This is a genomic window from Martelella sp. K41-7, from assembly GCF_055808365.1.
Genome location: NZ_CM147867.1, coordinates 1,125,242 through 1,148,750, shown reverse-complemented (window position 1 = coordinate 1,148,750; position 23,509 = coordinate 1,125,242). Strand labels below are relative to the sequence as shown.

24 protein-coding genes are annotated in these 23,509 nt (G+C 58.7%); 11 read left to right on the top strand and 13 right to left on the bottom strand.

Translation table 11 applies throughout. The features are described from left to right. Positions 1–99: 99 nt before the first annotated feature. From thrS to AC0L7L_RS05510, 4 genes are all read right to left on the bottom strand, one after another. Entirely contained in the window at positions 100–2,073 is a 1,974-nt protein-coding gene (thrS, locus tag AC0L7L_RS05525; protein WP_473512561.1) for a threonine--tRNA ligase, read from the bottom strand. 148 nt (positions 2,074–2,221) lie between these two features. Then, the gene (locus AC0L7L_RS05520; RefSeq protein WP_272210734.1) at positions 2,222–2,899 is read right to left on the bottom strand and encodes an outer membrane protein; all 678 of its coding nucleotides are present in this window, start codon (positions 2,897–2,899) and stop codon (positions 2,222–2,224) included. 115 nt (positions 2,900–3,014) lie between these two features. Next, entirely contained in the window at positions 3,015–3,500 is a 486-nt protein-coding gene (locus tag AC0L7L_RS05515; RefSeq protein WP_473512558.1) for an Lrp/AsnC family transcriptional regulator, read from the bottom strand. A 104-nt stretch (positions 3,501–3,604) separates the two neighbouring features. After that, on the bottom strand, positions 3,605–4,237 hold the full coding sequence (locus AC0L7L_RS05510; protein ID WP_473512555.1) for a uracil-DNA glycosylase family protein: 633 nt from the start codon (positions 4,235–4,237) through the stop codon (positions 3,605–3,607). A gap of 169 nt (positions 4,238–4,406) precedes the next feature. Here AC0L7L_RS05510 and AC0L7L_RS05505 point away from each other — a divergent pair, with 169 nt between their 5' ends. Both AC0L7L_RS05505 and AC0L7L_RS05500 read left to right on the top strand, forming a co-directional pair. Then, positions 4,407–6,143, top strand: a complete 1,737-nt coding sequence (locus AC0L7L_RS05505; protein ID WP_473512553.1) for a sensor histidine kinase — start codon at positions 4,407–4,409, stop codon at positions 6,141–6,143. 17 nt (positions 6,144–6,160) lie between these two features. After that, on the top strand, positions 6,161–6,664 hold the full coding sequence (locus AC0L7L_RS05500) for a GNAT family N-acetyltransferase (protein ID WP_272210729.1): 504 nt from the start codon (positions 6,161–6,163) through the stop codon (positions 6,662–6,664). Positions 6,665–6,673: 9 nt separating this feature from the next. Here AC0L7L_RS05500 and AC0L7L_RS05495 read toward each other — a convergent pair whose 3' ends face one another. Both AC0L7L_RS05495 and cobT read right to left on the bottom strand, forming a co-directional pair. Continuing rightward, complete coding sequence (locus AC0L7L_RS05495; RefSeq protein WP_473512550.1) at positions 6,674–7,042, bottom strand: diacylglycerol kinase; 369 nt, start codon at positions 7,040–7,042, stop codon at positions 6,674–6,676. Positions 7,043–7,222: 180 nt separating this feature from the next. Beyond that, complete coding sequence (gene cobT, locus AC0L7L_RS05490; RefSeq protein WP_272210726.1) at positions 7,223–8,239, bottom strand: nicotinate-nucleotide--dimethylbenzimidazole phosphoribosyltransferase; 1,017 nt, start codon at positions 8,237–8,239, stop codon at positions 7,223–7,225. A gap of 107 nt (positions 8,240–8,346) precedes the next feature. On the opposite strand from cobT, the gene cobS reads away from it, so the two are divergent. Beyond that, positions 8,347–9,126: an adenosylcobinamide-GDP ribazoletransferase gene (gene cobS, locus AC0L7L_RS05485; protein WP_473512548.1), complete on the top strand. Its 780-nt coding sequence runs from the start codon at positions 8,347–8,349 to the stop codon at positions 9,124–9,126. Positions 9,127–9,203: 77 nt separating this feature from the next. Next, the gene (locus AC0L7L_RS05480) at positions 9,204–9,914 is read left to right on the top strand and encodes a retropepsin-like aspartic protease family protein (protein WP_473512546.1); all 711 of its coding nucleotides are present in this window, start codon (positions 9,204–9,206) and stop codon (positions 9,912–9,914) included. A 4-nt stretch (positions 9,915–9,918) separates the two neighbouring features. Here AC0L7L_RS05480 and AC0L7L_RS05475 read toward each other — a convergent pair whose 3' ends face one another. The 4 genes from AC0L7L_RS05475 to AC0L7L_RS05460 all read right to left on the bottom strand — a co-directional run bounded on the left by AC0L7L_RS05475 (position 9,919) and on the right by AC0L7L_RS05460 (position 13,147). After that, positions 9,919–10,740 carry a sulfite exporter TauE/SafE family protein gene (locus tag AC0L7L_RS05475; RefSeq protein WP_473512544.1) on the bottom strand — a complete coding sequence of 274 codons (822 nt, stop codon included), beginning with the start codon at positions 10,738–10,740 and terminating at the stop codon, positions 9,919–9,921. Between the two features lie 361 nt (positions 10,741–11,101). Continuing rightward, positions 11,102–11,311, bottom strand: coding sequence for a DUF3126 family protein (locus AC0L7L_RS05470; RefSeq protein ID WP_473512542.1), 210 nt, complete (start codon positions 11,309–11,311; stop codon positions 11,102–11,104). A gap of 99 nt (positions 11,312–11,410) precedes the next feature. Beyond that, complete coding sequence (cysE, locus tag AC0L7L_RS05465; RefSeq protein ID WP_473512540.1) at positions 11,411–12,238, bottom strand: serine O-acetyltransferase; 828 nt, start codon at positions 12,236–12,238, stop codon at positions 11,411–11,413. A gap of 123 nt (positions 12,239–12,361) precedes the next feature. Beyond that, positions 12,362–13,147 (bottom strand): alpha/beta fold hydrolase, encoded by a 786-nt coding sequence (locus AC0L7L_RS05460; RefSeq protein WP_473512538.1) that lies wholly within the window; start codon positions 13,145–13,147, stop codon positions 12,362–12,364. Between the two features lie 147 nt (positions 13,148–13,294). Between AC0L7L_RS05460 and AC0L7L_RS05455 the strand changes: the two genes are divergently transcribed. The 3 genes from AC0L7L_RS05455 to AC0L7L_RS05445 all read left to right on the top strand — a co-directional run bounded on the left by AC0L7L_RS05455 (position 13,295) and on the right by AC0L7L_RS05445 (position 15,580). After that, positions 13,295–13,540, top strand: a complete 246-nt coding sequence (locus tag AC0L7L_RS05455) for a zinc-finger domain-containing protein (protein ID WP_272210718.1) — start codon at positions 13,295–13,297, stop codon at positions 13,538–13,540. A gap of 57 nt (positions 13,541–13,597) precedes the next feature. Beyond that, complete coding sequence (locus AC0L7L_RS05450) at positions 13,598–14,767, top strand: FAD-dependent monooxygenase (RefSeq protein ID WP_272210717.1); 1,170 nt, start codon at positions 13,598–13,600, stop codon at positions 14,765–14,767. Between the two features lie 132 nt (positions 14,768–14,899). Beyond that, positions 14,900–15,580, top strand: a complete 681-nt coding sequence (locus tag AC0L7L_RS05445; protein ID WP_272210716.1) for an SH3 domain-containing protein — start codon at positions 14,900–14,902, stop codon at positions 15,578–15,580. Between the two features lie 79 nt (positions 15,581–15,659). Here AC0L7L_RS05445 and AC0L7L_RS05440 read toward each other — a convergent pair whose 3' ends face one another. Further along, positions 15,660–16,847, bottom strand: a complete 1,188-nt coding sequence (locus AC0L7L_RS05440) for a cystathionine beta-lyase (protein ID WP_272210715.1) — start codon at positions 16,845–16,847, stop codon at positions 15,660–15,662. Between the two features lie 368 nt (positions 16,848–17,215). On the opposite strand from AC0L7L_RS05440, the gene AC0L7L_RS05435 reads away from it, so the two are divergent. The 4 genes from AC0L7L_RS05435 to AC0L7L_RS05420 all read left to right on the top strand — a co-directional run bounded on the left by AC0L7L_RS05435 (position 17,216) and on the right by AC0L7L_RS05420 (position 21,502). Further along, a complete protein-coding gene (locus tag AC0L7L_RS05435; RefSeq protein WP_473512535.1) occupies positions 17,216–18,244 on the top strand; it encodes an amino acid ABC transporter substrate-binding protein in 1,029 nt (342 codons plus the stop codon). A gap of 108 nt (positions 18,245–18,352) precedes the next feature. Then, positions 18,353–19,546 (top strand): amino acid ABC transporter permease, encoded by a 1,194-nt coding sequence (locus AC0L7L_RS05430; RefSeq protein WP_272210713.1) that lies wholly within the window; start codon positions 18,353–18,355, stop codon positions 19,544–19,546. A gap of 1 nt (position 19,547) precedes the next feature. Beyond that, on the top strand, positions 19,548–20,702 hold the full coding sequence (locus AC0L7L_RS05425; protein WP_473512533.1) for an amino acid ABC transporter permease: 1,155 nt from the start codon (positions 19,548–19,550) through the stop codon (positions 20,700–20,702). A gap of 23 nt (positions 20,703–20,725) precedes the next feature. Next, positions 20,726–21,502 carry an amino acid ABC transporter ATP-binding protein gene (locus AC0L7L_RS05420; RefSeq protein WP_473512531.1) on the top strand — a complete coding sequence of 259 codons (777 nt, stop codon included), beginning with the start codon at positions 20,726–20,728 and terminating at the stop codon, positions 21,500–21,502. A gap of 55 nt (positions 21,503–21,557) precedes the next feature. Here AC0L7L_RS05420 and AC0L7L_RS05415 read toward each other — a convergent pair whose 3' ends face one another. Then, positions 21,558–21,992, bottom strand: coding sequence for a DUF1489 family protein (locus AC0L7L_RS05415; RefSeq protein WP_272210712.1), 435 nt, complete (start codon positions 21,990–21,992; stop codon positions 21,558–21,560). Positions 21,993–22,047: 55 nt separating this feature from the next. Beyond that, a complete protein-coding gene (locus AC0L7L_RS05410; RefSeq protein WP_272210711.1) occupies positions 22,048–23,460 on the bottom strand; it encodes an L-serine ammonia-lyase in 1,413 nt (470 codons plus the stop codon). Between the last annotated feature and the right edge of the window lie 49 nt (positions 23,461–23,509).

The following is a 23,509-nucleotide window of genomic DNA, read 5'->3' as shown; positions in this document are numbered from 1 at the left end:
CACACCTGCCATCGGCGCCGTCGAAAGCGTATCGTATTCGCCAGTGACAACGAACCCTGAAAAAAGGCGTGGCCAGCAAGCCACGCCTTTTTCTTCAAATCAGAGCGCTGCTTGCTTGCGCTTCAGATCCGGCGGCGTCGCCTCTTCGGTCAGGAGCGAGATCGCCTCGGCAAGCGACATCGACTGCTGGTCACGCGAGCCCAGGCGGCGAATATTGACTGCCTCTTCTTCTGCCTCACGCATGCCGCAGACGAGAATGACCGGTACCTTGGCCAGCGAATGCTCGCGGACCTTGTAGTTGATCTTCTCGTTGCGGAAGTCGGTTCCAACCGACAGACCGGCAGCGCGTAGCTTTTCGGCAACCTTGCGGCCATAGTCATCCGCTTCCGAAGTGATGGTCGCAACCACCACCTGCTGCGGCGCAAACCAGAGCGGCATATGGCCGGCATGGTTTTCGATCAGAATGCCGAGGAAGCGCTCCAGCGAACCGCAGATCGCGCGGTGCACCATGACCGGCTGCTTCTTCTCCGACGTCGAGTCGATATAGAAAGCGCCGAAGCGTTCCGGCAGGTTGAAGTCCACCTGGGTCGTGCCGCACTGCCATTCGCGCCCGATCGCGTCCCTCAGGGTATATTCAAACTTCGGCCCGTAAAACGCACCCTCACCCGGCAGAATACCGGTCTTGATGCGGCCGCCAGACTGCGCCTCGATGGTCTTCAGAACCTCGGTCATGATCGCCTCGGCGTGATCCCAGTTTTCGTCCGAACCGACGCGTTTTTCGGGACGCGTGGATAGTTTCACCACGATCTCACCGAAGCCGAAATCCTCATAGACCGACAGGATCAGGTCGTTGATCTTCAGGCATTCCTCGGCAAGCTGCTCTTCGGTGCAGAACACATGGGCATCGTCCTGCGTGAAACCGCGTACGCGCATCAGCCCGTGCATGGCGCCCGACGGCTCGTAGCGATGCACGACACCGAATTCAGCGTAGCGGATCGGCAGGTCGCGGTAGGATTTGAGACCGTGTTTGAACAGCTGGACATGACCGGGGCAGTTCATCGGCTTCAGCGCGAACACCCGCTTGTCCTCGGCTTCCTCATCGGCGCAGGCAACCGCGAACATGTTCTCGCGGTACCATTCCCAATGGCCGGAGGTCTGCCACAGCGATGTGTCGAGTACCTGCGGCGCATTGACTTCCTCATAATCGCCTTCAAGGCGGCGCCGCATATAGGAGGTCAACGACTGGAACATGCGCCAGCCCTTGGAATGCCAGAACACGACGCCCGGACCCTCTTCCTGAAAGTGGAACAGGTCCATTTCGCGGCCAAGCCGGCGGTGGTCGCGCTTTTCGGCTTCCTCGAGGAAATTGAGATAGGCGTCGAGCTGTTTCTTATCGGCCCAGGCCGTGCCGTAGATTCGGGTCAGCATCGGATTGTTGCTGTCGCCGCGCCAATAGGCACCGGCCACCTTCATCAGCTTGAAGGAATCGCCGATCTGCCCGGTCGAGGGCATGTGCGGGCCGCGGCAAAGGTCAAACCAGTCACCCTGATGATAGATCTTGACGTCCTGATCTTCCGGGATCGCGTCAACGAGTTCGACCTTGTAGGCCTCGCCCTTTTCGGCAAACACCTGCCCGGTCTTGTCGCGCGACCAGACTTCCTTGGTAAAGGCTGCATTGCGCTTGATGATTTCCTTCATCTTCTTTTCGATCTTCGGAAGATCGTCAGGCGTGAAGGGCGTTTCGCGCGCGAAATCGTAATAGAAACCGTTCTCGATCACCGGACCGATGGTCACCTGCGTTCCCGGCCACAATTCCTGCACGGCCTCAGCCATCACATGGGCGCAGTCATGGCGGATCAGCTCCAGCGCACGGTCATCGGTGCGGGTGACGATCTCGATGCGGCCACTCTCAACCGGATCGGCAAGGTCGCGCAGCTCGCCGTCGAGCGCGATCGCGACGGCCTTTTTGGCTAGCGATTTTGAAATCGACTCAGCAACTTCGCGGCCGGACGTGCCGGCAGCATATTCGCGATTGGAGCCATCAGGAAAAACAAGGGAAATCTGATCAGACATATCTTCTCCTTAAACCAGTCCCGCCAACGAATGCGGGTGGACAACAGGCCGTTCTGCACGACCATTTCAACGAGGCCGCTCAATATAAAAAAAACGGCCCTGCGTAAAGCCGCAAGGCCGTTTGATGCTGACCAGTATGACTGCGATGTCAGAATTTCGCGCCAAGTCCGACGGTGACGACGTTCGAGGACGTTTCCTGGCTGGCCTTGTTGCCTGCCCCGAAATAGCCCGAGAAATCCGCACTCGGATAGCCCGTGTAACGGTATTCGAGCCTGGCAAAGATGTTGTCGGTGAAGGCATAGTCGACACCCGCGCCGACAGTGTAACCGTAGATCACCTCATGCGGGCGCTTCGACCCCTTTCCCAGATAGAAGTTTGAGATCGCAAGACCTGCCGTACCGTAAACAAGCACGTTTTCCAGCGCATAACCAATCCTGCCCCGCAGCGATCCGCCCCAGTTGATGCCATGAGTACGCGACACACCGCCAGCGTCATACTGGCTCTCGTTGAAAGTGTAGTTGACATCGCCTTCGGCGCCGACAACGAGATTATTGTCGAACTGGAAATTATAGCCGGCAAACAGTCCGACAACCGGGCCGGCAAGACTATCGCTCCACGAAGAGCTGCCGGCCGCGCCTGAAATCGTGCCCCGGGCATGGGTCCAGTCATATCCGCCCCGAAGCCCGAGGTACGGGCCGTCCCATTGTGGTTCCGCCTCCACATAGACTTCTTCATAGGTGATCGGCGCCGTGACAGCCAGATCCGCTGCCAGCGAAGGCCCACCGGCCATGGCAGCGATAAAGGCTGCCGCAAGTACTCTCGTCATACCGCAATCCTTGACATTTATGCTTTATGATCGATTAACAGCAAATGCTTAACAAACCGTCACAATGGCAAGAATTACGCAAAAAAGTACTTAGATCACAGCAGTTCTGCGGGTATCATTCCCCGGATTTGGAAGGCTCCACCTTCATGTAGTCGAGTGGCAGCTCGGTGGAAAACTTGATCTGCTCCATAGCGAAAGAAGACGACACATCGCGAATCTCGATCTTGGCAATCAGCCGCTTGTAGAAAGCGTCATAGGCGGCAATATCCGGCACGACCACCCGCAACAGGTAATCGATATCACCACTCATACGGTAGAATTCGAGCACTTCCGGAAAGTCGGAGATTACCTCGGAAAAACGCTTCAGCCATTCAACAGAATGGGAATTGGTGCGGATGGCGACGAAGACGGCGACATTGGCATTGACCTTCTCCGGATCGAGCAGCGCCACCCGCCGTTTTATCACGCCCTCCTCCTCCATCTTCTGGATCCGCCGCCAGCATGGCGTGGTCGAAAGGCCGACCCTTTTACCGATATCGGCAACGGCCAGGGTTGAATCCTCCTGAAGAAGGCGCAAAATCTTTCTATCCAGACGGTCCATTTCCGCTCTCCGTAAAATATTTTTTCGGTTATAGCAAAAAAAACACGGATTAAAAGAATGATTTTGTAGATGGGGAAAACGGTGCATGGAAGCGGAGTTCCTGTTCATCCGCCGCCATAAAGCCGTATAGCGACCTTCAGTTCCGGCAATACCTCCTGCTCAAACCACGGGTTCTTCTTCAGCCAGCCGGTATTGCGCCAGCTTGGATGGGGCAGCGGCAGGATGCGGGGCGCATGGTTGGAAAAATAACCTTCCCGCCAGTTGTGCACGGTTTGCGTCAATGTTTTGCGGCTTGCCGCTCCCATATGCCATTTCTGGGCGTACATGCCGATTGCCAGAACGAGTTCAATCTGCGGCATGGACGCCATTGCCCGCTCCCGCCATTGCGGCGCGCATTCAGGGCGCGGCGGCAGGTCACTGCCACGGGCATCATAGCCGGGAAAACAGAATCCCACGGGCAGGATTGCGAACCGCGCCGGGTCATAGAATGCACCCCGTTCGACCCCCATCCAGTCGCGCAGCCGGTCGCCGGAGCGGTCGTTGAAGGGAATTCCGGTCTTATGCACACGCAGCCCCGGCGCCTGCCCCGCAATCAGAATCCGCGCCCGCGATGAAAAAATCGCGACCGGACGCGGCTCGTGTGGCAGACGGCGTTGTGGCCCGCCGGCGGGACGGTCGCGGCAGATGCGACAGGCGGCGATTTCGCCGGAAAGCGTTTGATCTGCGCAGCGGTTCATCAAACGCTTTCCCTATGCCGAAAAGAGCCTGACACAAGTGTAAAGCTTACGGCCCGATTAAAAAACAAGGCTAACAAATCCTTTACGAGAAGCATTTCTTAACAATTGGTTCGTAAACTCCTTATCAGCGAGAAACGAGATTTGCGATGCGAACCGTAGCGAGGCCCACATGAAACGCGAGATGCTCCAGCGTCATGATCCTCAGGTGAACGATGAAGAACGTTCGCCGAACGAGTCTGACCGTGCTGCCGAAACGAACTCGGTCGCAGCGTTCCGGCATGCGCTTTCCGTCATTGAAAAGGGCATTCCCGCCGTTGCAGTCCTTCTGGTGATTGCCGCCGCCGGCTTTCTCTACATCGGCAAGGACCTGATCTTTGCCGTCTGGGCGCTCGCAGCGCTGGTTCTGCACGGCGTCGCCTTTTCCATCATCCGAAACGCCGCCCATGAAGGCAGGGACGCCGCATCGCTGGCCAAATGGAACAACCGCGTAATTGGTGGCTATTGGCTCGTCGGCGGCGCGTGGGCACTGACCGCGCTCCTCGATTGCAATGTCTGCTCGGGCGCGGCCTTCCCGTTTTTTAAGGGCGCCATGGTCATCATCGCGCTTTCCCTGCTGGCGCTCGGTGCCGTGGCGCTGCCGAAAACAACCTGGCATGTGTTCATGCCGGCTGTCGGTGTCTTCGCCGCGATTGCCTATGCCAGCCGCGAGCCCTTCGACGTCGGCCTTGCCGCGACGCTTGCCGTGGTCATGGTGTTTATCGCCTATTTCAACCATCAACTCGGTGATGGTGACAAGGCGCTACAGGCCAAGGAACGCGAAAAGGACGCGCTGAACCAGCGCCTCACCGAAAGCCTTGGAAAGGCAGAGGCGGCCGCACTGACTGCCGAAGAGGCCAACCGCGCTAAAGCCGCCTTTCTGGCCGCCATGTCGCATGATCTGCGCACCCCTCTCAATGCCATCATCGGATTCTCCGAAATCATGAAGGACGAGATGATGGGCCCGCTGAGGAACCCATATTACAAGGAATATGCCGCCGATATTCACAGCTCCGGAACGCATCTCCTCGACATGATCGATGGCGTTCTCGACCTGTCGCGACTTGAGGCTGGCGGCTACAGGCTCGTCGAACAGCCCGTCTATCTGGTCGACGTGATAGATGCTTCCATGGCAATGGTCAGCACTGAGGCTGCCTCCAGGGCAATCTCGATCCATTGCGATGCCAGTGAAAAGCTCTCACCCGTCATGGCAGACGGGCGTGCGGTCAAGCAGATGCTCACCAATCTGTTGTCGAATGCAATCAAATTTTCATCCCAGGGCGCCGATATTCTGGTCGCAGCCGGTCACACCGCCGATGGCGGACAATATCTGAGCGTGCGCGACCATGGCTGCGGAATGGACGCAGCAGTGCTTGCCGCAGCAACGGAAGCATTTTCGCGTGGCGCATCGACGGCCAATGTCGAGGGCTTCGGCCTCGGCCTTTCGATCGTGCGCCAGCTCGTCGAGGCCCATCAGGGCGACTTGGTGCTGCAATCGACGGCGGGCCACGGCACACTTGCAAGCGTTGCATTCCCGCCGTCGCGGGTGACGGATCTGCCAGGCCTGGGCCTGCATGCAAACGGCTCAGAGATGACCCTGCCGCTTTCTCCCGAAAACGCGATGCCCTTCGTTCCCGGGAGCATCGAAATCGAGACGCAAGAGACTTCCCAGCCGTCTACATCCCGCAGCGGTCACCACCGGCTGGCCGAAGCGCTGAAGCGACGAGCCCGCAAAGTGGCCAATGATGACGAGCGCCGGATACAGGAACACGCCGACGCCGACCTGCAGATCGAAGCACTGCTTGAGGCGGAGATCATCGGCGCTCTGAGCCGCGAGGGCGACCGGCACAAGGCTGCAAACGCGGCCTGATCCAAAACGAGCCAACCATGATCGATATTCCCGTGCTTGAAACCGAGCGCCTTCGGCTTCGATGCCTGAGTTTTTCCGACTGGCCGGACTATCTGGCGTTTCTGGCCTCACCGAGGGCTCAGTTCATGGGCGGCCCGCACACGTCCGAAACGGCATGGTCGTATTTCTGCAACGACGTTGCCCAATGGCAGCTTTTTGGCCACGGCGCACTGATGTTCGAAGACAAGACAAGCTCTGCGGTTCTGGGACAGGTCGCCCTTTGCAAGGGTCCATTGTTCCCGGAACTGGAACTGGGGTGGTTCATCTATGCCCGCGCAGGGGGCCGGGGCTACGCGGCGGAGGCGGCACAGGCCATGCTGGAATGGGGTTGGCGCACGCACCTCGGGCGAAGCATCGTCAGCTATATCGACCCAGGCAATACACGTTCGATCAAACTTGCCGAACGGCTTGGAGCGACAATCGACAAAACTGCGAAACGCCCTCACCCGGCAAACCTCGTCTATCGTCATCGGGTGGGCTGACAAGGCCCGTCAGAAAAACACGACATAGACGGCATAGATAAAATTGCAGCAAATCAGGCAGAAGGTGGCGAAGGAGCCGAGGTCCTTGGCATGCTTGCCCTCCACCGACCGCTCCGGCGAAACACGATCGATGATCTCCTCAACGGCCGTGTTCAGCGATTCGGCTGCGAACAGGCAGAACATCAAAATCACGAAGATCATAAACTCGACGGCGCTCGCCCTGACAAAGGCGAAAACAGCAAGACCAATGACAAAGCCGATCAGTTCGTGGCGAAACGCCTGTTCCTTCAGCAAGCGCAAAAAGCCGTGCCAGGAATAGCCTCCCGCCGCCAGAAGATGGCGAAAACCCTTTTTCTTTTCGACGGGCGGTTCTGTCATATCATCTCCTGCTCGCACATGCTCCAATCGGAGCAACCTGCCACCGCCGTGTAACATTGGCGCGACAAGCCTTTGATGGCGTTCAATAATACCTGTTTATACAGCGTACTTCCAAACGTCACATCTTCGACATGCTTTGAGGAGAACCGGCAATATGTCGCCTGACCGGTGGGGAGGACATTAAGCGCGACCGGAAACGCCCGCCTCCTCAAAAGTCGCCATGCCCGTGTGGCAGGCGGCTGCGGATTTCACCAGGCTCGCGGCAAGCGCAGCACCGGTTCCCTCGCCAAGGCGCATGCCGAGTGCCAGAAGCGGCGTCTTGCCAAGCTTCTGGATAAGCTTCAGATGGCCCGGCTCAGCCGAGACATGCGCGATCATGCAGTGGTCGAGCGCGGAAGGATTGGCCGCCTTGAGAACAGCGGCGGCAGCAGTGACGGCATATCCGTCGAGCAAGACCGGAACCTTCTGCATCCGTGCTGCGATAATCGCGCCGGCGATGGCTGCAAATTCGCGCCCGCCAAGACGGCGCAGCAGTTCCAGCGGATCAGACAGATGGTCCTTGTGCAGAGCGACAGCCTTCTCCACAGCCGCGATCTTGCGCTCCAGCATCTCACCTTCGGAACCGGTTCCCGGACCCACCCATTCGGCGGCCGGACCACCATAAAGCCCGCAGCAGATCGCAGCGGCAACCGTGGTGTTCCCGATCCCCATTTCACCGAGGCAAAGAAGATCGACACCGCCGGCCACGGCCTCCATGCCATAGGCCATGGTCGCGGCACAATCACGCTCGGAAAGCGCCGGCTCGACCGTGATATCTCCGGTCGGATGGTCAAGCGCCAGATCGAAGATTTTAAGGCTGAGATCAACTGAGGCGCATATCTGGTTGATCGCCGCTCCGCCCTTTTCAAAATTGCCGACCATCTGCTGGGTGACGGTTGCCGGATAAGGCGAAAGCTGTTGCGCAGCAATACCATGATTGCCGGCGAAGACGGCGACCATGGGCCTGTGCACAGCGGGTGCACGTCCGCTCCAGGCGGCAAGCCACATGGCGATTTCTTCCAGACGACCGAGCGAACCTTCCGGCTTCGTCAACGCAGAATTGCGCTTTCGAGCGTTTGCCAGTGCCGGAGTGTCGGCACCGGGCAAGGCCTTGAGCAGGGCGCGGAAATCATCGAAGGGTTGTCCGGCGGGGTCCATGCGAAGCAAGTCCTTATCTATTTGCAAGAAGGTACGATCTATTCAAAGTCGTCTTAATCTGCAACAATGCCGCATTGCAAGAATAATGACTTTATGGAAGCGCTACCATGACGCGATTATATCGCCTTGCGACGCACCTTGCATCTGCGACCGGGTTCCTGACACGGCTCCCCATCCCGGCAAGATTGCAAAGCGATCCACCTGTGGGAGCACGTGCAGCATGGGCATATCCGCTTGCGGCAACCATCGCTGTGTTCTTGCCGGCTCTCATTCTAGTGCTGTTCATAGAGCTTGGCGCGGGCGCCCTACTGTCCGCGCTTTTGGCGATCTCCACAAGCCTTCTGGTCACCGGCGGGCTTCACGAAGATGGTCTGGCCGATGCTGCCGACGGGCTTTTCGGCGGCCAGACGCGCGAGGCAGCCCTTGAGATCATGAAGGACAGCTGCACCGGCGCATATGGCACGCTCGCCATTGTTGTTTCGGTAACGCTCAGAGCAACGGCACTCGCCATGCTGGTACCATTGGGGGCCAAGAACGCAGCGCTGCTTTTTATCGCGGCAGCGGCTGCAGGTCGCACGGCAATGGTTTGCCAATGGTGCGCGTCGCCGCCAGCCAAATCTGACGGCGTGGCCGTCACGCTCGGTCGTCCGGCCATACGCGATGCGTTGTGGGCTGTCGCCCTTTGCATCATCCTTGTCGGCCTTTTTTCGACTCTCGCAGGTGCTTTTGTGCCTTCACTCTTTGCCACGCTCGCTCTGGCCGCGGCCTGTTTTGGCTTCTCGCTTTTTGTCACCCGCCGTCTTGGCGGTCATACAGGCGACACCCTTGGGGCAACCATTCAGATCGGTGAGACCGTTTTCCTCATCGCCCTTGTCATTTTCACCTGAAACCCGATATCCGATCAGATTAGACGTGCGCGGTCGCATCGGTTCAGCCTGCCCGCCTGTCGTGTTGGACAAGGGGAGTGACTGAAGTGCGCCTGTTCTGGATTTTGATCGCAATCATTTCCGTCGGCATGATCATGCTGATGGTCACGGGCGGCGATGGCAGCACGCTCGGTGTTGCTAATGACACCTTCGCATCGGCCATCTGGCTTGCTCCGCTGCTTGTGCTCGTTGCCGCCGGCGTGCTTCAGGGCCAGCGTAATCTCGGCTATGTCTTCCAATCGCTGCTGATCTGGGCCGCAATCCTCCTTGTCGTCTCGGCGGCCTATATCTTCAGGAATGATTTTCAGGATATTGGCGCCCGTCTGTTCGGTGGCCTCGTGCCCGGTATGACAATGACAACCACGACGATCGACGGTAAGGACCGGGTGATCATTGGCAAGGGGCGTAACGGTCACTTTTCCGCCAATGTCGTTATCGATAGGGTCAGCATGCCAATGCTGGTCGACACCGGAGCAAGCCGGATAACGCTGACGGCGCGCGATGCGGAACGGCTCGGCTTCGACGCCAAATCTCTCAACTACTCAACCATGGTCAGAACCGCGAACGGCACCGCCATGGCTGCCCCGGTCACGCTGAATGAAGTCGCGGTTGGTCCGATCACGCGGCGCGATGTCCGCGCGATGGTGGCCGGAGAAGGAAGGCTTGCAGAAAGCCTGCTCGGCATGAGCTTCCTTGAAACGCTGACTTCCGTTGACATGCGCCCAGAGGAACTTCGCCTGACCGATTGAGTAATCAGAGGAAAGAATAGAAGAAGCGCGCCGAGATCGTCAGAAGGAATATCCCGAATCCGGCCGTCAGCAACCGGTCGGAGATTGCATGCGCAGCCCGTGCGCCGAGTGGCGCAATCAAAAGTGTGATCGGAATAATCAGCGCAACCGCAATCCAGTTCACGTAACCGGTGGAAAACACAGGGAGCCCCGGATGTCCCCAGCCGCCGATGACATTACCGACGAAACTCGGCAGCGAAATCAGCACGCCAACGCCAGCCGATGTTGCAACCGCCTGATGCATCGGCCGGTTGTAAAGTGTCATCAAGGTGTTGTTGAGCGTTCCCCCGCCAATGCCGATCAGGCCGGACAATAGTCCGATCAGCCAGCCAAAGCCGAAGAGCAAAGGATTTTTGGGCAGGTCTTCACCAAGCCGCCATTTGGAGGCCTTGGGATACAGCATTTTCAGGCCGATCAGAAGCGTGATGACCGCAAACGCGCCACGCAGCACATCGCTCGGAGCATAAGCGATCACCATGGCCGAAATGATCGCACCGAGCGGTATGGCAATGACCCATTGCCGCAACAGCGTCATATCGACCGCCCCGCGCCTGTAGTGCGACTGAAAGGAGCGAAGCGATGTCGGAATGATGATGGCAAGCGACGTGCCGATGCACAGCTTCATGCGAATGCTTTCATCCACACCGGCCATGGCAAAAGCCTGATAGAAGACCGGCACCAGAACAGCGCCGCCGCCAATGCCGAACAGGCCGGCCAGAAAGCCGGCTACACAGCCGGCAACAGCCAGCAACACAACGAGCTGAACGATTTCGGAAACCGGAGGCATGCGTATTCCTTCCCACGCACCTTCCAAGCGCAAATCAGAATGTTCTGAGATAAAGGGCTAAGAATGGTCAGATGTCATTAAAACGTGATCTTCTTACACTATCCCATGGCCAGGGCAAACGGGGACGAACATCGCGCGTTTTTTTTGCGACGGCGTTTCCACAATTGGTTTTTATCAGCTTACGTTTATTGGCCCGCACCGTTTTAAATTTGTGTTCGAAAACAATTTCATATCACCATTTTTTTGCTTTTTTTGATACCGGCTCCCCTGGGGCCGGTTTTTTTGCGGCCTCGGCGAAGGCATAAAAAAGGCCGGCCACATTACCGCAGCCGGCCTCATCGATCACAGCAGCAAAACCCGATCAGGATTCGAGATCGACGTCGAGAATTGCCATGGAAAAGTTGAACGAACGATCGCCGTCCTCGTCATCAAGGTAGATGACACCGATGAACTCGTCCTCGCGATAAACCTCGCAGGAATCGTCCTTGCGCGGACGTGCCCGAACAGCAAAATTTGGCCCGAACACGCGCTTGAAATAGGAGTCGAGCTTTTTGATTTCGTCTGGCTTCAAGGGATGAACTCCGTCTGGTCTTCAAATGTTGCGGCGCTTTTGACACGCGAGAGCCGATAATGCAAATGCGCTGACGCCGCGATTTTGGCAGTCAGCCTTTCAGTCTTGCGAACCGATCAGCTGATCCATGGAGCGAGCAGGATCGGAACATCCAGCCGTGCCGATGACCTTGGCCGGCACCCCCGCAACTGTGGTATTGGCCGGCACCGGCTTCAAAACCACCGAACCGGCGGCGATCCGCGAGCAATGGCCGACAACGATATTGCCGAGCACCTTGGCGCCAGCGCCGATGAGCACACTGTCGCCGATCTTCGGATGACGGTCGCCGCTCTCCTTGCCCGTACCGCCGAGTGTAACGCCCTGCAGAATCGAGACATCATCGCCGATCGTGGCTGTCATGCCGACCACCAGGCCGGTCGCATGGTCGAGAAAAATCCCCTTCCCCATCTTCGCTGCCGGATTGATATCGGTCTGAAACACGCTGGACGAGCGGCTCTGCAGATAAAGCGCGAAATCGCGCCGTCCCTTGTTCCAGAGCCAATGCGCCAGCCTGTGGGTCTGGATTGCGTGAAACCCCTTGAAATAGAGCACCGGTTCCATGAAACGGGTGCAAGCCGGGTCGCGGTCATAGACCGCCTGAATGTCGACCCTCAGGATATCGCCCCATTCCGGCCAGTCGCGACGCATTTCGTCGAAGGTCTGGCGCAGCAGGATCGCCTGAACATCGGGATGATCGAGCCGCTCGCAGATGCGGTAGACGACGCAATCCTCCAGAGAGGTGTGGTTCAGGATGGTGGAATAGAGAAAGGCAGCAAGGATCGGATCCTTCTCCAGCGCGTATTCCGCCTCCGCCCTGAGGCTCGCCCAGATCGGGTCGACCGCCTTCAGGCTCGCCTCGTGACTGCTCTTGTCGGGATATGCGGCCATCCTGGCCTCCTGTGGTTCCCGCACCGAATTTCCGGCGCCTGTCATTCCAATGAAAGTCGCTTTCAGCGCAAATATAGATCACTGCGGCCCGAATACAAATGCGGCCGCGGTCAGATTTTCGTGTCAGTCCCCGTTCTGCTCCGCAAGAAATTCGAGGACCGCCTTCTTGAACACCCTGTCACCAACGGCCAGCATGTGGTCGCGGTTGGGGATATCCAGCGCGATCGCGTTCTGCATCTGGCTGGCAAGCGTCCGCGGTGAGCCGGCCAGATCGTCCTTGGTGCCAACGCCGATCAGCGTCGGGGCCGCGATCGTGCCGATATCGTCACGGGAAACGTTCTGGCGCGAGGTCTCGATACAGGCGGCAAGCGCCAGGCGGTCGCTCCTGGTCTGATCGGCAAAGGCACGGAACATGCGCCCCTTCTCGTCGGTTACGTCATCGAGTGACGGCGCCCTCAGCGCTTCGGCAATCGCGTCCCAGTCGCCAACACCGTCGCAAAGGCCAATACCGAGACCGCCGAAGACAAGCGAGCGCACCTTTTCGGGATGCGCCAGGGCGAGATAGGCCGAAATCCGCGCGCCCATCGAATAGCCCATCACATGGGTGCTCTCGATACCAAGATGATCAAGCAAAGCCGCTGCATCACCGGCCATCTTCGCCGGATAATAGACCTCCGGATCATGCGACTTGTCGCTTTGCCCGTGACCGCGATTGTCGATCGCAATCACACGGTAGCCAGCATCACCCAGCGTTTTCAGCCAGCCCGGATGTACCCAGTTGACCGCCGCTGTGGAGGCAAAGCCGTGAATCAGCAACACTGGTGTCCCGTCACCTGCCCCCTCATCGAAATAGGCAAGCTTCAGCCCCTCATGCTCAAACGAGCGGTTTTGCGGCAGGTTCAGGTTCATCGCGTTCGTCTCCGGTGTCGGCATCGGCCCGAAATGCATGACAGAGAAGGTCGTTCAAAACCGTCTTTCGATGCAATTCGGGTACTACACATTTGCGACGAAGAGTTATAGTGTCCGGGCCGAAAGCTCAAGGAACCGGAGACAATTATGGCTGGCCACGGGATCGCCCATTTCAAGAACGACGACGGACACAAAACCATCGAGATCGGCGTCAAGGAATTCATGTGCGTGGGGGCGTCTGCGCCTTTCGATCACCCGCATATCTTCATCGACATGGGCGATGACAACGAGGCTGTCTGTTCCTATTGCTCGACACACTACAAATACTCACCCGCACTTCATGGTGAGGAAACCAACCCGCCCGGCTGCGCCTATCACGTCGACGCTGCCTGACCTCACCCTTCCTCACGCTGCGTTCGTCATGGCGTAAAGAAGGGTCGGGAGGAGAAAATGACGATTGCACATGCAGCCATTATCGGCGCCGGCATTTCCGGCCTGACGGCAGCGCTCGCGCTCGCCCGAAATGGCATATCCAGCGAGATCTTCGAACAGGCAGAGGCGTTGACCGAGGTTGGCGCTGGCCTGCAGATCTCTCCCAACGCCTCGCGCTGCCTTGCGAAAGTCGGCGTTCTCGCCCGGCTCGAAGGCCAGTGGCGGGAGCCGAAGCAGGTTGCGCTCGCCTCCGGCCTGACACTTCGCGAACTGGCCCATGTACCTGTCGGAGAAGCCCGCAAACGTTGGGGCGCGCCCTATGGGGTCCTGCACCGGGCAACGCTACAGTCAGCGCTCAGGCATGCGGTCGCTGAAGAACCGCTCTGCACGCTGCATCTCGGCGCCCGTATCGACAAGGCCAACCAAGACAATTTGGCGTGGCAGACAGCAAAGCAGGTCGACGTCATCATCTGCGCCGATGGCGTATGGTCGCACAGCCGCCGCCAGATCAAGGGCGCACCGGAAGCCATGTTTTCGGGCAATCTCGCGTGGCGCTTTGTTCTTTCCTCCGAAGACGCGCCGGGATTTTTGAAGCGCGACGAGGTCACCGCCTTCATGGGGCCGATGGCTCATCTCGTCGCCTATCCTCTGCGCGATGTCGGCGGCTTCAATCTTGTGGCCATTGCCGCAGGCGCGAGTGCTGGTGAGGCCTGGCACACCGAGGTCGACAGCAGCTGGAAAACGGCGCTCGACCGTCACTTCAAGGGCTGGGTCCCTGAGCTGACGCGTTCGTTTTCCGCCGCCAAACCGACGTTCTGGCCGCTCTACGAAGTCGGCGAAGGCAACTGGCACAATGGACGCGACACAATCGCAATCGGCGATGCAGTTCACGCGCTGATGCCGTTTTCCGCACAGGGCGCCGCCATGGCGATCGAGGATGGCTTCGAACTCGCCGCCTTCCTCTCGTCCATGCCGGTTCCTCAGGCTTTTGACGCATTCGTGGCGCATCGCAAGCCACGACTGACAGCGCTGCGCAAGCGGACCAGTTTCAATAAATTTGCCTACCATGCAGCCGGACCAATCCGGATCGGCCGAGACGTGGTGCTGAAACTACGCTCTGCGGATTCGCTGGCCTCGGAGCTCGACTGGCTCTACGGCTACAAGGCATATGGGCTGGACCGAATTTAGGCGCCATCGTGCATCACTGAATGCATGGCGGGCCAGAAACGTTCATCCCCCTTTCAGCTTGCTGCAAGATAATGGCGGTTACCTCTTCGAGAGAGAACAAGTCTTCGATATCTCACCGGGAAGCAGAACCATATGAAACACAGCAGACTGTTCAAGACTACCGGCATGGCAGCAGCTTTGGTGCTGTCGGCGTTTCAGGCACAGGCATCCTCTGTCGACGCCTATACGACATCGAACGTCAACCTGCGCGCCGGTCCATCGACATCCTATCCCTCGATCACGGTGGTGCCTGCCGGGGCAACGCTTTCCAATTACGGCTGCCTTGCAGACTACAGCTGGTGCGACGTCTCCTACAGCAGCAATCGCGGCTGGGTCTCGGCGAACTCGATCGAGATCGTCTATCAGGACCAGCGCCAGACCATGTCGCCGGGTGTAGCATTTGCCGCCGGCATCACCATCACTGCCTTTAGCGAGGCCTACTGGAACAATCATTATCGCAGCTATCCGTGGTATCCGAACTGGAACCGCTATGCACTGCCGCCGCGCCCGCGCCCCTATCTGCCGCCTCCGGGATGGCGCGCGCCGCGAGGATGGGGCGGACCGCCGCCCGGATGGCGCGCGCCGCCAGGATATCATCCCGCTTGGCACGACGCAGAGCCGGCTGCGCGCCCGGTGGAACGACCGCCGGTCGCGCGGGATGCACCAGCCGTTCGCCGTGAGGAGCCGGTGCGCCGTGCTGCGCCTGTGCGCCCCGAGGCGCCCGTTCGGCGGGAGGTGCCGCGCGCACCTGAAAGGCACATCGAACGACGCTAGAAAAAACAGAAAGCCGGCGATCGGCAGGGGATCGCCGGCTTGTTTGACTTCTGGCTGAAAAGCACCACATTTTGCCGGTTCAGGCAGCAGCAGCGGCCGCAAGCCCCTTTTCCAGATCCGCCATCAGATCGTCGACATCCTCGAGCCCGATTTGCAGACGGATAACCGGACCGTCTTCGGGCGCAGTGCAGACCGTGCGATTGGCAAGATTGACCGGCACGGCGAGCGATTCATAACCGCCCCAGGAATAGCCGATACCGAAAATATCGAGTGCATCGAGGAAGGCATGTTGCCGCCGCCGGAAGGCTCCCTGCTCGGCCTTGAGAACGATCGAAAAGAGCCCGCTCGCTCCCGAAAAATCGCGTTTCCAGATGTCATGACCGGGAAAGGATGGCAGGCCAGGATGCAGCACACGGGAAACTTCCGGGCGCTCTTCCAGCCACCGCGCGACAGTGAAAGCGCTTTTCTGATGATGGGCAAGCCGGACCCCCATGGTCCGAAGCCCACGCAGGATCTGGTAGCTGTCATCCGGCGCGGCGCACATGCCGGTCCAGGTGTAGTGCTCCTCAAGCCGGGCAAAACAGCGCTCATTTGCAGAGGCGGTACCCATCAGGACATCCGAATGGCCGGACGGGTACTTGGTAGCGGCGTTCAGCGACAGATCGACACCAAAATCCAGCGGCTTGAAATAAAGCGGCGTTGCCCAGGTATTGTCCATCGACACGAGGGCCCCTTTGGCATGGGCGAGATCAGACAACTGACGAATATCCTGCATCTCGAACGTGTTCGAACCCGGCGCCTCGGTGTGGAAGATGCGGGTGTTGGGTCTGAACATTTTCTCGACATCAAGGCCAAGTCCGGGATGGTAATATTCCACCTCGACACCCAGCCGCGTCAGCACCTTGTCGGCAAAGCGGCGCGCCGGATCATAAACCGAATCGACAATCAGAATGTGGTCGCCCGGTGCCAGAAATGCCAGCCAGGGCATGGTGATCGAGGCAAGGCCGGAAGGATAGAGCAGCGTACCGGCAGCGCTCTCGATCGTGTTCAGCGCCGCGCACAAGGCATCCGTCGTCGGCGTGCCGTGGGTCCCGTAGGTATATTGTTGCGTTCCGTCGACGGCTGTTTTTGCATCGGGGAAAAGCACCGTCGAAGCGTGGACGACCGGTGGGTTAACGAAGCCGTGAAACGTACCCGGATCATGGCCGACATGCGCAAGAATGGTATTTTTTCCGACACTTTTGCCGGCAGTCTTTTCTGAAGCCATGATGATGTTCCGCTGAATGATGAGACAGTGCAGTCGCGCCGTGTTTTGAATCGTTACCGCAAGGTGGTCAAGCCGCAAAGTTGAAAACACAATACGACCAAAGGATTAGACTATTGAAAGGAAACACTGCCCGATTTACCAGCACGAATTTGCCTATATTTTGCCTCGGTGCCCATTTTTTAAACGAAAATGGACGTTTCTCACAAAATCAGACCATTTTTCAAAGGCGAGTATTGACCATCTGGAAAATTACGACTGTGATACACGAGCTCGCACCGAGGGGTTTGCGGGCAGTTGCTGCCGCTTGGCTGGAGGCTACCAGTAAAGGCCGCAACTTCAAGCTTCAACGATAAACAAAGGTTGGGAAAATGAAAAAGACGATTCTGTCAGCCGCTATCGGCGCAGTAGTCTTGGGACTTGGCGCTCAGGGCGCTTCGGCCACGACACTTGAGGACGTTAAATCAAAGGGAACTTTGACTTGCGGCGTCAGCACGGGCCTGCAAGGCTTTTCCGCGCCCGACAATGAAGGAAACTGGTCCGGTCTGGACGTTGACTATTGCCGCGCAATCTCCGCCGCGATCTTCGGCGACCCCGACAAGGTGAATTTCGTTGCCTTGACGGCAACCGACCGTTTCCCGGCGCTTCAGTCCGGCGAAGTCGACGTTCTGAGCCGCAACACAACCTGGACGCTCTCTCGCGACACCTCGCTCGGCCTCGATTTCCGTACCGTCAACTACTATGATGGCCAGGGCTTCATGGTGCCGAAGGATCTCGGCGTTTCGTCGGCCAAGGAACTCTCGGGCGCTGCAGTTTGCGTACAGTCCGGCACCACCACCGAGCTGAACCTCGCCGACTACTTCTCGTCCAACGGCATGGACTATAACCCGGTTGTTTACGAACAGCTCGAAGACGTCAACAACGCCTTCAATCAGGGCCGCTGCGATGTCTACACCACTGACCAGTCGGGCCTTTATGCGATCCGCCTGACCCTGACTGATCCGGACAACTATGTGATCCTGCCGGAGATCATCTCGAAGGAGCCGCTCGGCCCGGCATGGCGCCAAGGCGACGACCAGTGGGGCGATATCGTATCGTGGGTTCACTACGCGATGCTGAATGCCGAAGAATTCGGGATCACATCGGAAAACGTCGACGAAATGGCTGAAACCTCCGACAATCCGGGGATCAAGCGCCTGCTCGGCACTGAAACCGACAGCAAACTCGGCGCCGACCTCGGCCTTGACGAAAACTGGGCCTACAACGTCATCAAGCTCGTCGGCAATTACGGCGAAGTGTTCGACAAGGACGTTGGCGCAGGCAGCCCGCTGAAGATCGAGCGCGGCCTGAACGCGCTGTGGACCAATGGTGGCCTGCAGTACGGCCCCCCGATCCGCTAAGTCGGACTGGTTGTTGAATAATGTATATTGGCGTATGGCGGAATTCCGCCATGCGCCGAGCAAAACAAGAACCCTTCAGGGCAACAACTTCCGGTAACCGGGGAACACATGGCTGATACGATAAGCAACGCTTCCTTTGGGGAGTCGCGGGCTGCCGCGCTTCTATACAATCCCGCCGTCAGAGGTTTCCTCTACCAACTGGTTACGGCCATTCTGGTTGTCGGATTTGTCTGGTGGGTCACGGACAACACAATCACAAACCTGCGGAACGCCGGCATCGCCTCCGGTTTCAGCTTTCTCGACAGTCGCGCCGGCTTCGACATCGCGCAAACGCCGATCGCCTACAATAACGATATGACCTACGGCCGCGCTCTGGTCATCGGCATCGTCAACACGATCATCGTCTCTGTCGCTGGCATCATTACGGCGACGATTATCGGCTTTATCGTCGGCGTCGGGAGGCTTTCCTCGAATTGGCTCATGGCCAAACTCAGCCAGGTCTACGTGGAAATCTTCCGCAACATTCCGCCGTTGCTGGTCATTTTCTTTTTCTATACGGGCGTTCTGTCGCTGCTGCCTTCGGCGCGCGATTCACTCTCCCTGCCGCTCGATATCTACCTCAATAATCGCGGTCTTGCCTTTCCCACGCCGATATTCGGACCCGGCTCCTGGTTTATGGGCGCAGCACTGGTGGTCGCCATTGCCGCAATCATGAGCCTTGCCGTCTGGGCGAAACGCAGGCAGATGGCGACCGGCCAGCAGTTTCCGGTGATCAGAACCGGTATCGCGATCCTGATCCTTCTGCCGCTCATCGCCTATTTCGTGTCCGGCATGCCGGTCACGTTCGATATACCGGTCAAGGGTCGTTTCAACCTGCAAGGCGGCGCCGTGATCGGGCCGGAATTCATGTCGCTCTATCTGGCGCTGTCGCTCTATACCGCGGCTTTCATGGCAGAGATCATTCGCGGCGGCATTCTGGGCGTCGCCAAGGGCCAGACCGAGGCCGCCAGTGCGCTCGGCCTCCATCCGCGTAAGGTCACCCGGCTGGTGGTCGTGCCGCAGGCGATGCGCATCATCATTCCACCGATGACCAGTGAATACCTGAGCCTCACCAAGAACTCCTCGCTCGCCGTCGCGATCGGCTATGCCGATATCGTCGCGGTCGGCAAAACCGTCCTCAACCAGACGGGTCAGGCTGTCGAGGTGGTGACGATCTGGATGATCATCTATCTCACCCTGTCGATCCTGACGTCGATCTTCATGAACTGGTTCAACGCCAAGATGGCCCTGGTGGAGAGATAAGATGGCGAAAGAACTGGCTTACGTCCGAAAGGAAATGCAGGCACAAAAGCCTGCGCCAAAGAAAGAAGGAACAGCAATCCAGTGGGTCAGAGCCAATCTGTTCGCCACACCCAAGGATACGATCCTCTCCATCATCGGCATCATCTTTCTGGTCTGGGCGATCCCGCCCATCATTGACTGGCTGTTTATCGACGCCGCCTGGACCGGGACCGACCGCGCAACCTGCGCGACCGTGGCACAGGGCGGCATGCGGCCGGATGGCTGGAGCGGGGCCTGCTGGGCGTTCATCGGCAACAAGATGGATCAGATCATCTTCGGTCGGTATCCTGATGCCGAACTCTGGCGTCCGATCCTCGTCGGCGCGGTGTTTACACTCCTGCTGATCCCGATGCTGATGCCGAGTGCACCCCACAAGGGCTGGAACGCATTCCTGTTGTTCCTTGCGCTGCCGTTCATCTCCTTCTTCATCCTTTATGGCGGCGTTTTCGGCCTTCCGGTTGTCAACACGTCCGACTGGGGCGGGTTGATGGTGACGCTGATCCTCTCCTACTTCGCGATCGCCGTTTCGCTACCCTTCGGCATTGTGCTGGCGCTCGGGCGGCGGTCGAAACTGCCGGTGGTGCGTACGCTCTCCATCACGTTCATCGAAGTGGTGCGCGGCGTGCCGCTGATCACCATCCTGTTCATGGCGAGCGTGATGTTGCCGCTGTTCCTGCCGGAAGGCATGACCATCAACAAGTTCCTGCGTGCCATTGTCGGCGTGTCGCTGTTCATCTCAGCTTATATGGCAGAGACCATTCGCGGCGGCCTGCAGGCGATGCCGAAGGGGCAGTTCGAGGGCGCGGCATCGCTCGGCCTCGGTTACTGGCAGACCATGCGACTGATCATCCTGCCGCAGGCGATAAAGCTGGTGATCCCGGCGATCGTCAACCAGTTCATCTCCATCTTCAAGGACACGTCGCTGGTCTCGATCGTCGGCATGTTCGACCTGCTCGGCATCATCAAGTTCAACTTCACAGATTCGACATGGGCCTCGCCCGTCACTCCGATCACCGGCCTGATTTTCGCCGGCATCGTCTTCTGGGTCTTCTGCTTCGCCATGTCGCGCTATTCCAGCTTCATGGAGCGCCACCTGGATACCGGACATAGAAGTTAGCCAAAGTATTTGAGGGTAAAATCATGGTAGAAACTATCGATACGTCTCACATGACCGTCTCGGATACCGAGGTTGCGGTAGAGATGATCCACGTCAACAAATGGTATGGTGACTTTCACGTCCTGCGTGACATCAACCTGAAGGTCATGAAGGGCGAGCGCATCGTTATCGCCGGGCCTTCGGGGTCAGGCAAGTCAACGATGATCCGCTGCATCAACCGCCTGGAAGAACACCAGAAGGGCAATATCATCGTCGACAATATCGAGCTGACCGACGATCTGAAGAAGATCGATGAAATCCGCCGCGAAGTCGGTATGGTGTTCCAGCACTTCAACCTGTTCCCGCATCTGACAATCCTCGAAAACTGTACGCTGGCGCCGATCTGGGTGCGCAAGATGCCGAAGAAGGAAGCCGAGGAAATCGCAATGCACTACCTGGAGCGGGTGAAGATCCCCGAGCAGGCGGACAAGTATCCCGGCCAGCTTTCCGGCGGCCAGCAACAGCGCGTGGCGATTGCCCGCTCGCTGTGCATGAGCCCGAAGATCATGCTGTTCGATGAGCCGACCTCGGCGCTCGACCCGGAGATGATCAAGGAAGTGCTCGACACCATGGTGGGGCTTGCCGAAGAAGGCATGACCATGCTGTGCGTGACCCACGAAATGGGCTTTGCCCGTCAGGTCGCCAACCGCGTGATCTTCATGGACCAGGGTCAGATCGTTGAACAGAATTCGCCGCACGAGTTCTTCGACAATCCGCAGCACGAACGCACCAAACTGTTCCTGAGCCAGATCCTGCACTGAGGCGGATACCGCATCAAAAGGAGCGGAGCCTCGGTCCGCTCTTTTTATGGAACCATCAAAGCAGCCCGAGCTCTGCCAGTTCTGCGCGCAGGTCGTCCGGCATTTCGTCACCGCCATCGCCGAAATCAAGGTCGCGCGGTGCGTCTTCGGTCTTCAGGTAGCGCCAGCCCTGAAACGGCTTACGCGGCACAGGCACCGTGTCGATCACCTGAGGCGCAAGGATCAGGTCGCAGCGCTGGATCCCCTGTCCGTCCGTATGGTTGGTGATATCGAGCAGCGTCTGGCGGGCGCGGATCTGGCCGGCGATCACCCAGTAGAGCGAGCCGCCTTCAAGCAGCTCGTCGCGCCGTTTCGGGGTCATGCGGGTGGTGTGCACGCTGTGCGGATCGAGACCGGCGGCCATGGCGGACATGGCGCGCTCGGATACCCAGCCGCGCAGATCGTCGATGCTCGTCGCCCCGACACAGAGTTTGAGAAGATGAAGGCTCATAGCGCCCTATCAAGCGCGCGCGACGGGCTGCGTCAAGGTATGAGTGAACGTGGCCTCAGCAATCCACCACATTGACGGCCAGCCCGCCGGTGGAGGTTTCCTTGTATTTCTCGTGCATGTCGCTGCCGGTCTGGCGCATGGTCTCGATACAATTGTCGAGAGGCACGAAATGAGTGCCATCGCCCTTCAGCGCCAGCGAGGCTGCGGTCACCGCCTTGACCGCGCCCAGCGCGTTCCGTTCGATGCAAGGAACCTGCACAAGACCGGCAATCGGATCGCAAGTCATGCCGAGATGATGCTCCAGTGCGATTTCGGCTGCGTTTTCCACCTGCTCCGGTGTGCCGCCCATGGCCGCCGCCAGCCCGGCCGCCGCCATGGCCGAGGCAGACCCCACCTCACCCTGACAGCCGACTTCCGCGCCGGAAATCGAGGCGTTGGTCTTGATGATGCCGCCTATGGCCGCTGCCGTCAGCAGAAAGTCGCGCGTAGCGTCCTTGCCGGCGGCACTCTGGAACTCCCGGCAATAACGTAGCGTCGCGGGCACAACACCGGCCGCCCCGTTGGTCGGCGCGGTGACGACGCGTCCACCAGCCGCATTTTCCTCATTGACCGCCATGGCGAACATCGAGAGCCAGTCATTGGCCATCATCGGGTCGAACTGGTTTGAAAGTTTCGCCGCGGAGAGCTTTTCATAAAGCTGGCCAGCGCGGCGGCGCACATGCAGCCCGCCCGGCAGCACGCCCTCGCCCCTCAGTCCACGATCAATGCAGCCATCCATTGCGCCGACGAGACCGTCCAGACCGGCATCGAGTTTTTCGCGCGGCATGCGCGCTTCCTCGTTTGCACGCTTCATAGCGGCGATTGTCATGCCCGACCGCTTCGCCATGGAAAGCATCTCGGCGGCCGTCCTGAAGGGAAACGGGATATCGTCTGTCTGCTTGTCGCTCGCCGGAGAATTCCGCGCCTCCTGCCAGGCGGTCAGTTCGGTATCGGTGAGCACGAAACCGCCACCGATGGAATAATAAATCTGGCGCAGGAGGATCGTGCCGTCGGTATTCAGTGCATAAAATGTCATGCCGTTGGCGTGGCCCGGCAGCGATTCTTTCCTGTTGAAAATCACATCCGCATCGCAATCGAATGCGTAGCCAGGATGCCCCGCAGGCTCGACAGTACCCTTTTGCCGGATCTGGGCTATGGTCGCATCCATGGCATCGGGATCAACCGTCTCCGGCCGCTCGCCGGCAAGGCCGAGTATCACAGCGCGGTCGGTTGCGTGGCCGACGCCGGTATAGGCTAACGAGCCATGCAGGCTGACGCTGAGGCGCGAAACGACTGCGCCTGCGGGCCGTGGCCAGTCGTTAGACGCCAGAAGCGCGAGAAAGCGGTTGGCTGCCGACATCGGCCCCATCGTATGGGAACTAGACGGGCCGATACCGATCTTGAAAACCTCGAAAACCGACAAAAACACTTCGGTCTCTCCATTGCCACAAAAGTCGACCTTACTGCATCGATTAGGC